At 69.1% G+C, this 10,926-nt stretch carries 10 protein-coding genes; 4 read left to right on the forward strand and 6 right to left on the reverse strand.

From position 1 onward, the window contains the following. The first annotated feature begins 384 nt into the window (after positions 1-384). On the forward strand, positions 385-1,707 hold the full coding sequence (locus NF4_RS16885) for a DUF445 domain-containing protein (protein WP_063128269.1): 1,323 nt from the start codon (positions 385-387) through the stop codon (positions 1,705-1,707). Next, on the forward strand, positions 1,704-2,558 hold the full coding sequence (locus NF4_RS16890; protein ID WP_232330505.1) for an Abi-alpha family protein: 855 nt from the start codon (positions 1,704-1,706) through the stop codon (positions 2,556-2,558). The genes NF4_RS16885 and NF4_RS16890 overlap by 4 nt, the downstream gene beginning before the upstream one ends. Before the next feature lie 12 nt (positions 2,559-2,570). Here NF4_RS16890 and NF4_RS16895 read toward each other — a convergent pair whose 3' ends face one another. Both NF4_RS16895 and NF4_RS16900 read right to left on the reverse strand, forming a co-directional pair. Next, positions 2,571-4,376: an ABC-F family ATP-binding cassette domain-containing protein gene (locus NF4_RS16895; RefSeq protein ID WP_063128271.1), complete on the reverse strand. Its 1,806-nt coding sequence runs from the start codon at positions 4,374-4,376 to the stop codon at positions 2,571-2,573. 168 nt (positions 4,377-4,544) lie between these two features. After that, positions 4,545-5,513: a 4-(cytidine 5'-diphospho)-2-C-methyl-D-erythritol kinase gene (locus NF4_RS16900; RefSeq protein WP_063128334.1), complete on the reverse strand. Its 969-nt coding sequence runs from the start codon at positions 5,511-5,513 to the stop codon at positions 4,545-4,547. A gap of 327 nt (positions 5,514-5,840) precedes the next feature. Between NF4_RS16900 and NF4_RS16905 the strand changes: the two genes are divergently transcribed. Next, on the forward strand, positions 5,841-6,050 hold the full coding sequence (locus NF4_RS16905; RefSeq protein ID WP_030522301.1) for a heavy-metal-associated domain-containing protein: 210 nt from the start codon (positions 5,841-5,843) through the stop codon (positions 6,048-6,050). A gap of 28 nt (positions 6,051-6,078) precedes the next feature. On the opposite strand, the gene rsmA is transcribed toward NF4_RS16905, so the two are convergent. From rsmA to NF4_RS16920, 3 genes are all read right to left on the reverse strand, one after another. Continuing rightward, complete coding sequence (rsmA, locus tag NF4_RS16910; protein WP_439956759.1) at positions 6,079-6,945, reverse strand: 16S rRNA (adenine(1518)-N(6)/adenine(1519)-N(6))-dimethyltransferase RsmA; 867 nt, start codon at positions 6,943-6,945, stop codon at positions 6,079-6,081. A gap of 63 nt (positions 6,946-7,008) precedes the next feature. Further along, the gene (locus NF4_RS16915) at positions 7,009-7,191 is read right to left on the reverse strand and encodes a hypothetical protein (RefSeq protein ID WP_157120371.1); all 183 of its coding nucleotides are present in this window, start codon (positions 7,189-7,191) and stop codon (positions 7,009-7,011) included. Positions 7,192-7,342: 151 nt separating this feature from the next. Continuing rightward, the gene (locus NF4_RS16920; RefSeq protein WP_063128274.1) at positions 7,343-8,179 is read right to left on the reverse strand and encodes a TatD family hydrolase; all 837 of its coding nucleotides are present in this window, start codon (positions 8,177-8,179) and stop codon (positions 7,343-7,345) included. Between the two features lie 279 nt (positions 8,180-8,458). Here NF4_RS16920 and metG point away from each other — a divergent pair, with 279 nt between their 5' ends. Then, complete coding sequence (gene metG, locus NF4_RS16925; RefSeq protein ID WP_063128275.1) at positions 8,459-10,024, forward strand: methionine--tRNA ligase; 1,566 nt, start codon at positions 8,459-8,461, stop codon at positions 10,022-10,024. 12 nt (positions 10,025-10,036) lie between these two features. Here metG and rsmI read toward each other — a convergent pair whose 3' ends face one another. Further along, positions 10,037-10,882: a 16S rRNA (cytidine(1402)-2'-O)-methyltransferase gene (rsmI, locus tag NF4_RS16930; RefSeq protein ID WP_232330506.1), complete on the reverse strand. Its 846-nt coding sequence runs from the start codon at positions 10,880-10,882 to the stop codon at positions 10,037-10,039. Positions 10,883-10,926: the final 44 nt, after the last annotated feature.

A 10,926-nucleotide genomic window follows, 5' to 3' on the forward strand; every position in this document is an offset into this window, starting at 1 on the left:
GGGGGCCGGCGTTCGACATCCGCGGCGGAAGCGCGCACACCGTTCGGTGACGCACCGCGTGCGATTCCCGGCGCCCGCACCGCCCCCGGGGACCCGCTGCGCTGCACGGCACGGGAACCGGTCCGGGGGATCTCCTGTCCGGGCCTGTCGTCTGCCACGTCTACTCCGATTATCGCCAGATGAACGAATCCGCTCACCGATTATTGCCCATTCGCCGCGATCACTCGCCGCCGGACCATGAATCCGGCTCTCGTCTGGGACACTGATGTGCCGGGCCCGAACGCGCTGCCACCGGGCCTCCGCCGCGGCGCGGTCGTCGTTCGGCAGTGGTGCTAATTTGAGGGTCCCGGTGAGGCGGCGATCACCGGAGCAGGAGGGTGTGTCGTGTTGGAGAGTGTATTCGGGGTGCACCCGACGATCCTCCTGGAATTGCTGACCATTCCTCTGTTCACCGGAGTCATCGGCTACGTCACCAACTGGACCGGTGTGCTGATGCTGTTCCGGCCGATCGCATTTCACGGTGTCCGATTACCCGGCCTGCGGTATCTGTACCCGTACCTGCCCAAGCGGATCCAGATCCTGCCGCTGCTCAGCCATGACGGCCGCTTCGGCTGGCAGGGCATCGTCCCCTCGCGGGCCGACAAGATGGCCAGTATCGCGGTGGACAAAGGTCTTTCGAAACTGGGCAGTGTCACCGACTTCTACCGGGAACTGGAACCCGACGCCCTCGCCGAGCATCTGGCGGGGACGGCCGAGACCCAGATCCGCGATATCGTCGAGACGATCCTGCGCCGCGAACATCCGCAGCTCTGGTACAACCTGCCCACCCAGGTACGGGAGATGGTGCACGAAAGAGTGCGCCAGCAACTGCCGGATATTCTGCGCGAACTCACCACCGAACTCGGCGCGAACATCGATCAGCTGCTCGATGTCAAACAGATGGTCATTCGTTATTTCCAGGCGCGGCCGCAACTGCTCAATCAGTTGTTCCAGGTGCTCGGCGCCAAGGAGTTGCGGTTCATGCAGAATTTCGGCCTCTACTTCGGCGCCCCGATGGGTGTGGCACTGGTCGCGATACTGCATCTCACCGGCTGGCCCACGCTGGCGGTGCTGCCGATCGGCGGGGTGATCATCGGCTGGGTCGTCAACTGGGTCGGCCTGAACATGATCTTCGCGCCCGCCGAGCCGAAATGGTGGTGCCCGTGGCGGCAGGGCCTGCTGATCAAACGCCAGGACGAGATCACGACCGGGTACGCGGAACTGGTCTCGACCCAGGTGATGACGGTGGCCAATATCGGCGACGAACTGCTGAACGGCCCGAAGTCCGACCGCACCCTGCAAATGCTGGAGGACACCCTGCGACCCGCCGCCGACCGGGCGCTGGGACCGGCCCGCGGCGCGGTGAAACTGGTACTCGGCAGCCGTGACTACCGGACGCTGACCGAGACCCTGACCACCGAGGCGATGGCCATCGCGCCGCTCGCCTTCGCCGACGAGGACTTCAACATGCGCCAAGGCAAACAGATCGGCGCCTATATCTCCAAGCAGATGTCCGAACTGTCGCCCAACGATTTCGTCGATATGCTGCGGGCGGCGATCAAACAGGACGAGTGGTTGCTGTTCGTGCACGGCGGCGTGCTGGGACTGTTCGCCGGATACGCGCATATCCTGGTCTTCGGAACGGGAGTGGCGACGACATGGCTGTGAAACGGGAAACGCGGGACAGCGGTGAGCCCGAGCGGCGCGGCGGTAGCGGGCGGGCCGGCGAGAGCGGGCGGGCCGGTGGCCCCGCCGCGACGGTGCGCGCGGTGAGCGGAGTCGCGCGGGTCGCGGCCTCGGCGGTATCGGGTACCACCCGCTGGGGTGTGCACACCGCCCTCGATATCACCGAGACGGTGGTGCGGGGCAGTATGGCCGGGCTACCGCCGGCCGAGATCCGCACCGAGGCGGTCGCGCAGGCCCAGGAGGCACTGCGCCGGGCGCTGGGTGTCGCGGCGGCGGAACCCTCGGCTCTCGACAACCCGACCGAACGGTCCCTGCGCGCCCAGGGGGCCGCGCTGTTACGCCTGGCCGCCAGCCCCCGGGCCGCCGACGAGGGCCATCCGGCCTTCGCCCGCATTCTGGCCGAACTCACCTCCGACGAGGCCCGCATCCTGCGCTTGCTCCGCCTCGACGGGCCGCAACCGGCCGTAACCGTCCGCGGTGGGCGCCGCGCCCGGCGGGGTTCCCGTAAGGCGGAACAGGCGTCCGTTACCGCCGAGGTCGGGGTCAGCATGATCGGCGAGCACGCCGGGCTGCGCCACCCCGACCGGGTCCAGCGTTACCTGGCCAATCTGCGGCGGATCGGGCTGATCGAGTTGCTGAACGAACCGGTGGGCACGCCCGAGCGCTATCAGCTGCTGGAGGCCCAGGCACCCGCGATCGACCTGCTGAAACAGGCCGGTGGCCGCGGCAAACTCCAGCATCGCGGTATCGCGCTCACCCCATTCGGCGGCGAGTTCGTCCAGGCCAGCCTCCCGATCACCGGCGAGGGCGACCCGGCGGCCGAGAACTACTGAACACCGGGGCGCTCAAACCTGGTCGGCGAGTTCCATCCAGCGCTCTTCGGCCGTTTCCTTCTGGGCCCGGACGTCCTTGAGTTCGGCGCCCAGTGTCACCAGTTTGCCGGGTTCGGTGGCGGCCTCGGCCAGCGCCGCGTGCAGGGCCTTCTCCCGCTCGCCCAGTTTGTCGATGGCACGTTCCAGCCGGGTCAGTTCCTTACGGGCCGCACGGTAGGCCGCGGAATCGGTCTGCGCCGGCTGTGGACCGGACTGCGTCGTCGCCCGTGCGGAACCGCCCGCCGCGAGTTCGGCGCGGCGGCGCAGGTATTGGGCGATCCCACCGGGCAGGTTGGTGAGCGCGCCGTCGCCGAACAGCGCCCAGGTGCTGTCGCAGATCCGCTCGACCAGGTAGCGGTCGTGGCTGATCACCACCAGGGTTCCGGCCCAGTTGTCCAGCAGATCCTCGAGCTGCTGCAGGGTGTCGATATCGAGGTCGTTGGTCGGTTCGTCCAGCAGCAGCACATTGGGCTCGGACATCAGAATGCGCGTGAGTTGCAGGCGTCGCCGCTCGCCACCGGACAGGTCGCGCACCGGGGTGCGCTGGCGGGCCGGAGTGAAACCGAGCCGTTCGGCGAGTTGCCCGGCCGAGAGCTCCAGCGCTTTGCCGCCTTCCCCGAGCGTGATGCGCATGGCGATCTCCTGCACCGCCTCGAGCACCCGCATATCGGTGGGCAGGTCGTCGAGTTCCTGGCGCAACCAGCCGATCCGGACGGTCTGGCCCTGGATCCGTTTCCCGGACACCGGGTCGATATCACCGGCGAGCGCGCGTAACAGCGTGGTCTTGCCCGATCCGTTCACCCCGACCAGACCGACCCGTTCACCGGGGGCGAGCCGCCAGGTGAGATCGCGTACCAGTTCCCGGCCGTCCGGGGTGGCGAGGGTGGCGTCCTCGAGTTCGACCACCACCCGGCCCAGACGCTTCTTGGCGAACGCGGCGAGCGAAACCGAATCGCGCGGCGGCGGCACATCGGCGATCAACGCCTCGGCGGCCTCCACCCGATAACGCGGTTTGGAGGTGCGGGCCTGCGGCCCACGCCGCAACCAGGCCAGTTCCTTGCGCGCGAGGTTGCGGCGGCGGGCCTCGGTCGCGTCGGCCTGGCGGGCGCGTTCGGCCCGCGCGAAGATCCAGTCGCCGTAGCCGCCCTCGTAGGTTTCGACCCGGCCACCCACCACCTCCCAGGTGCGGGTGGCGACCGTGTCCAGGAACCAGCGGTCGTGGGTGACGACGACGAGCGCACTACGCCGGGCCAGCAGGTGTGCGGCCAGCCACTCCACCCCTTCGACGTCGAGATGGTTGGTCGGTTCGTCGAGAACCAGCAGATCCAGTTCCCGCACCAGCGCGGCCGCCAGCGCGACCCGGCGGCGTTCGCCGCCGGACAGGTTGGTGACCGAGGTATCCAGGCCGAGGTCCGCGATACCGATACCGTCCAGCACCGACCGGATCCGGGGATCTGCGGCCCATTCGTGTTCGGCGATATCACCGGTGGGCGCGTCGTCGGCCAGTCCGGCCAGCACCACCTCGCCGACGGTGGCGCCCTCGGGCAGTACGCCCCGCTGCGTGACCACCGCCATGCGCAGCCCGCCGAGCCGGCTCACCCGGCCGCTGTCGGGCTCCTCGATACCGGTCAGCACCTCCAGCAGAGTGGTCTTCCCGCCGCCGTTGAGGCCCACCACCCCGATCCGGTCGCCGGCATGCACACCGAGCGATACTCCGTCGAGCAGCGGTGTGATCCCGAAACTCTTGCTGACCTGTTCGAGGTTGATCAGGTTGGACATGGATCCTTCCGCCTCCGGCTGCCGGCCACGCCTCTACGGGGCCCCGATCAGCCTAATGGGCAGTGCCGGGCGCAACCCACCCGCAGCCCGCGCACGGCCGCAGCGAAGGCGAAGGTACGCCTATCGACCCACCCGGAGGGGGCCCGGCAGCGGTCCGGGGGCCGGCGATCAGGCGCGGCGCGGGCCCGGCCCGGGTTCGGGCGCCGGCGGGTGCGGTTCGGCGTGACCGATCACCCGGGCGCCGGGTACCGGGCCGGTGGCGGTACGCACGCTGCGGGCCACTCCCGCGCCGGACAGTTCCGCCGCGACCGCCACCGCCGATTCCGCCGATTCGCACAGGAACGCGCAGGTCGGGCCGGAGCCGGAAACCAGTCCGGCCAGGGCGCCGACCTCCACGCCCGCCCGCAGTGTGCGGCGCAGTTCGGGACGCAGCGAGACCGCCGCGGCCTGCAGATCGTTACCGAGCAGTGGCGCGAGCTGGTGTGCGTCGCCGGAGGCCAGCGCCTGCATGATCTCCTGGGGTTCGCCGAGCCGGGGCGGTTCGCCCTGGACCCGCAGGCGGTCGAGTTCGGTGAACACCTCCGGGGTGGACAGCCCGCCCTTGGCCAGCGCCAGCACCCAGTGGAAGGCATTGCGGGACAGCACCGGAAGTAGACGCTCCCCGCGCCCGGTGCCCAGCGCGGTGCCACCGTGCAGGGCGAAGGGCACATCGCTGCCCAGTTCGGCGCCCACCGCGGCGAGTTCGTCCCGGTTCATCCCCAGTTCCCACAGCTCGTTCAGGCCGACCAGCGCGGCGGCCGCGTCAGCGCTGCCGCCGGCCATCCCGCCGGCGACCGGGATGCCTTTGTCGATGGCGATCTCCACCAGAGGCGCGCGTCCGGCCACCTGGGCGAGCCGGACCGCCGCCTTCCACACCAGATTCGTCCGGTCGGTGGGCACTTCGGCGGCGCCCTCGCCGGTGACCCGCAGGGTGAGCGAGTTGGCGGGAGTGATCTCCAGGTCGTCGGCGAGCGACAGGGCCTGGAACACGGTGGTGAGCTCGTGGTAGCCGTCGGCGCGCAGGTCACCTACTCCCAGATGGAGGTTCACCTTCGAAGGAGCCCGCACGGTGACGGGACTGGGCACAACGGACAGCACGGTGACCCAGCCTAATAGGCACAGTTGGGCGGAGCCCATCGATAGCCCGCGCACGGCCGGAGCGAAGGCGGAGGTACGCCTGATCGGCACAGCTGGGCGGAGCCCGATGACTACCCGCGCACGGTCGCGGTATCGGTGAAGGTACGCCGGATGTCCATCCCGGTCCGCGGATCGGAAAGCGGTTCTCGGCACCGAGGATCCCGTCCGGGGCGGGCGGATGAGCGGGCCCGGAGGGTGCGGTGCACAACACACCGTTGCCCAAACTACCCCCCGGGGGTATATTTGCGGCGGGACCTCCCGAACGGGAACGAGCACGAAGGAGATGTCATGGCCACGACCAGCACCTACACCGTCACCGGTATGACCTGTGGACACTGCGTCCAGTCGGTACAGACCGAGATCGGCAAGATCGACGGTGTCACCGGAGTCGACGTGGACCTCGCGTCCGGCCGGGTCGTCGTCGAGGGCAGCGCTCCCATCGCCGAGGCCGATATCGCCGCGGCGGTGGACGAAGCGGGTTACGAGATCGCCAGGTAATCGGGCGAACGGGATCGATCCGAATGGATCAGGATTGCGCGGCGAGACGGACGAACGCCGCGGTGTCCAGGGTTTCCCCGCGGGCAGTCGGTGCGATCCCGGCGGCGAGCAGCCGCCGCTCGGCTTCCGCGGGGCTCCCCGCCCACCCCGCCAGCGCGGCACGCAGCGTTTTGCGCCGCTGTGCGAACGCCAGATCGACCACCTCGAAAACCCGGCGCCGGTGCGCCTCGTCGACCGGCCAGGGCGATTCGGTGAACCGATCGATGCGCACCAGACCCGATTCGACCTGCGGCACCGGCCAGAACACCTGACGGCCCACCGCGCCCGCTTTGCGCACGGTCCCGTAGAACCCCGCCTTCACACTGGGCACCCCGTACACCCGGCCGCCCGGTTTCGCGGCGAGCCGGTCGGCCACCTCGGCCTGCACCATCACCAGCGTGGTGGTGATACTCGGGAACTCGGCGAGCAGATGCAGCAGCACCGGCACGGCCACGTTGTAGGGGAGATTCGCGACCAGCGCGGTCGGTGCCACCGCCAGCGCCGCCGCCCCGATCCGCAGTGCGTCACCCGGGATCACGGTCAGCCGCTCGGCCAGCGTGGCCGCCCGCTCCCGTACCGTCGCGGGCAGTTGCCCGGCCAGCACCGGATCGATCTCCACCGCGAGGACGGCGTCCACCACATCCAGTAGCGCCAAGGTCAGGGAACCGAGACCGGGCCCGACCTCCAGCACGGTATCCGCCCGCCCGACACCGGCCGCGGCCACGATGCGCCGGACGGTGTTGCCGTCGTGCACGAAGTTCTGGCCGAGCTGTTTGGTCGGGCGCACACCCAGCCGCTCCGCCAGTTCGCGCACCTGCGCGGGGCCCAGCAGTTCGGCCTGACCACGCACCATCATCTCGGCATCGGACACCGGGAGAACCTACCAACCCGGGCCCGGCCGCCCTCGCGGGCGGGAAGCTCAGGCCACGTCGAGGACCGCCGAGTACGACACGCCCACCGGGGCGGAATGCGCCCGCTCACCATCGGAGTCGTGGGTGGCGATGGCCGCACCGGCGCCGGCGATCAAGGTCAGCAGCACGGCGGCGATGACCAGGTACAGCAGGGGCGAGCGTGAGGAGTTGATCCTCGCAAAGGGTGACACGGTCACGAGACGATAACGAAGCCGCCGGTCCCCGACAACCGCTGCGAACCGACCCACTGTTTCTTCACATCCCCGATGGACCCTCGCGCCCCAGGTAAGAGAAATCCGAGCAGGCCAATTTGTGATTCAGATCACTCAAGATCAACCGAGCTCAGCCGCGGCCGAATCGATAGATCCGGCGCGCGTTCGCAGTGCTGATCTCGGCCAGTTCACCCGGATCCTGGCCACGGATTTCGGCCACCGCGCGCACGGTGTACGGCAGGCAGTACGGCTCGTTGGGCGCGCCCCGGTACGGATGCGGAGTCAGATACGGTGCGTCGGTCTCGAACAGCAACTGCTCGTCGGGCACCACCCGCACCGCCTCCCGCAATTCGTGCGCGTTCTTGAAACTCGCCGTCCCCGAGAAGCTCAGGACATAGCCCTCGGCCACACACGACACCGCCATATTCGCGTCCGAGGAGAAACAGTGGAAGATCACCGTCTCCGGGGCGCCCTCGTCGAGCAGCACGGTCAACAGGTCGTGATCGGCTTCCCGGTTGTGGATCATCAGCGGTTTACCGATGCGCTTCGCCAGATCGATATGCCAGCGGAAACCTTCGATCTGGGTCTCGACATCCGCGCACCCCTCCAGCTTGCCCGGCCAGTAGTAGTCCAGCCCGGTCTCACCGACCGCCACCACCCGCGGGTCGGCGGCCAGCTTCTCCAGCTCGGTCCGCGCTGCGTCGTCGAGCGCGTTCGCCCGGGTCGGGTGCAGCGCGACCGCGGCGTACACCCGGTCGTCCCAGTTCGCGGCGCGGACCGCCCAGCGGGCGGCGTCCAGATCGTCGGCGACGGTCACCACCCGGCCGACACCCACCTCCGCTGCCCGGTCCACCATCTCCGCCACCGACGCCGCGTCGGTGGCGCCGCAGGCGTCCAGATGGGTATGCGCGTCGACCAGCGGCGTCAGCGGCTCCGGTAGCGGCGGCGCGGGACGCTTCGCGCTCATCGGTCCGCGACCCGTCGCCGAAGCGGGTGAATACGCAGGACGGGGCCCGCCGCCTGGGCGGGGCGGGATTCACGCACACGATCGAGAAGAGGCACGGGCACCACACTAGAGACCCCCTCCCGCCGCACGGAGGGCAGCGCGCACCGCGGTTCCGGCCGCGCGAGGCCGGTCGGCGACGAATTCGTTCCCGGCCCGCGGAGCCGTACCAGTACCCTCTGATGGCATGAACACGCAGTCGAGTCGGGTTCACTGCGGTCCGCATGATGGAATCGACACACCATGAGCGCAGTCGATCGTCCCGCCTTCTATATCACCACGGCCATCGCGTACCCCAACGGTGCGCCGCATATCGGGCACGCCTACGAGTACATCTCCTCGGACGCGCTCGCCCGGTTCAAGCGGCTCGACGGGTACGACGTGTTCTTCATGACCGGAACCGACGAGCACGGTCAGAAGATGCAGCAGACCGCCGCCGCCGAGAACATCGCGGTGGAGGAACTGGCCGCCCGTAACTCCGATGTGTTCGAGCGGATGGACAAAACCCTCGACGTCTCCTACGACCGGTTCATCCGCACCACCGACGCCGACCACCAGCTCGCCAGCGCCGCCATCTGGCAGCGGATGCTGGACAACGGCGATATCTACCTCGACAACTATTCGGGCTGGTACTCGGTGCGCGACGAGGCCTTCTACACCGAGGAGGAGACCACGCTGCTCGACGACGGCAGCCGTATCTCCACCGAGACGAAAACCCCGGTCACCTGGACCGAGGAATCCAACTTCTTCTTCCGGCTCTCGGCCTATCAGGACAAACTGCTCGCCCTCTACGACGAGCACCCCGAGTTCATCGCCCCGGCCACCCGGCGCAACGAGATCGTGAGCTACGTGAAGGCCGGTCTCAAGGACCTGTCGATCTCCCGGACCACCTTCGACTGGGGCATACCGGTCCCCGGCCATCCCGACCACGTGATGTACGTCTGGGTGGACGCGCTCACCAACTACCTCACCGGCGCCGGCTTCCCCGACACCGAGTCGGCCGCGTTCCGGAAATACTGGCCCGCCGATGTGCACATCATCGGCAAGGACATCACTCGCTTCCACACCGTGTACTGGCCGGCGTTCCTGATGTCGGCAGGGATCGAACTGCCGCGCCGGGTCTTCGTGCACGGCTTCCTGTACAACAAGGGTGAGAAGATGTCGAAGTCGGTCGGCAATGTGGTCGACCCGCTGGATCTCGTCGACACCTACGGTCTGGACGCGGTGCGCTTCTTCCTGCTGCGCGAGATCTCCTACGGCCAGGACGGCAGCTACAGCCACGAGGCGATCGTCTCCCGGATCAATGCCGACCTCGCCAACGAATTCGGCAACCTGGTGCAGCGCAGCCTGACCATGGTCGCCAAGAACTGCGGTGCCGCCGTCCCTGCCCCGGGCGAGTTCACCGCCGAGGACCAGGCGTTGCTCGACCGCGCGAACGGACTACTGGCACGCTGCCGCGCCGAATTCGACGTCCAGCAGATGCATCTGGCCCTCGAGCAGATCTGGCTGACCCTCGGTGAGACCAACCGGTACTTCAGCGCCCAGGCGCCGTGGGCGCTGCGCAAATCGGGTACCGAGGAAGATCTCGCCCGGATGGCGACGGTCCTCTACGTCACGCTCGAGGTGGTCCGGATCGTGGCGATCCTGGTCCAGCCGGTCCTGCCCGGTTCGGCCGCGCGGATCCTGGACCTGCTCGCCCAGCAGGACCGCGATTTCGCCGCACTCGCCACCCCGCTGGTACCCGGTGTCGCGCTGCCGGCTCCCGAACCGGTGTTCCCGCGCTATGTGGAGCCGAAAACCGAGGACTGATCCGACGCCGGATCAGTCCACCGCGGCGCGGCGGGCGGCCAGCACGGCATCGTAGAGTTCCCGGCGGGAAACCCCGGCCACCTCGGCGATCTCCGCGCTCGCGTCCTTGAGACGCAACCCCGCCGCGGCGCGCTCCTCCACCTGCGCCACCAGATCCTGGGGATCGACCACGGTGGCCGCGGCGCCGGCGAGCACCACGGTGATCTCACCGCGCGCCCCGTCCACCGCCCAGTCGGCGAGTTCGGCCAGCGTGCCGCGCACGACCTCCTCGTAGGTCTTGGTGAGTTCCCGGCACACCGCGGCCCGGCGGTCGCCGCCCAGCACCTCGACCGCGTCGGCCAGGCAATCCGCCAACCGGTGCGGCGCCTCGAAGAACACGCACGCCCGTTTCTCCCCCACCAGCGTGCCCAGCCACTCCTTGCGCCGGCCCGGCTTCCGGGGTGCGAAACCGTCGAAACAGAACCGGTCCACCGGCAGCGCCGACAGCGCCAGCGCCGTCGTCACCGCCGAGGGTCCCGGCAGACAGGTCACCGGCAGCCCGCGTTCGGCACAGGCCGCCACCAGCCGGTAGCCGGGGTCGCTCACCGACGGCATACCGGCATCGGTCACCAGCAGCACGGTCCGGCCGTCCGCGATCTCGGTCAGCAGCGCCGGAACCCGCGCCTCCTCGACGTGATCGTAGAAACTGACCACCCGCCCCCGGATCTCCACCCCGAGCGCGTCCGCCAGCGACCGGGTCCGCCGGGTATCCTCCGCCGCTACGATATCGGCGCTGCCGAGCGCCTCCCGCAACCGGAGCGAGGCGTCCCCGATCGCCCCCAGCGGTGTCGCCGCCAAGATCAGCCCACCGTCGGTCACCACGCTCCTGCCCGGCTCGGCCGGTCCGAACCTGTCGATGTCGG

The organism is Nocardia fusca NBRC 14340, from assembly GCF_001618425.1.
Lineage (GTDB): Bacteria > Actinomycetota > Actinomycetes > Mycobacteriales > Mycobacteriaceae > Nocardia > Nocardia fusca.

Coding starts and splice junctions, on each gene's coding strand:
- NF4_RS16895 (WP_063128271.1), bottom strand. CDS start 4,376: ATGTCCAACCTGATCAACCTCGAACAGGTCAGCAAGAGTTTCGGGATC.
- NF4_RS16905 (WP_030522301.1), top strand. CDS start 5,841: ATGGCCACGACCAGCACCTACACCGTCACCGGTATGACCTGTGGACAC.
- rsmA (WP_439956759.1), bottom strand. CDS start 6,945: ATGATGGTGCGTGGTCAGGCCGAACTGCTGGGCCCCGCGCAGGTGCGC.
- metG (WP_063128275.1), top strand. CDS start 8,459: ATGAGCGCAGTCGATCGTCCCGCCTTCTATATCACCACGGCCATCGCG.
- NF4_RS16920 (WP_063128274.1), bottom strand. CDS start 8,179: ATGAGCGCGAAGCGTCCCGCGCCGCCGCTACCGGAGCCGCTGACGCCG.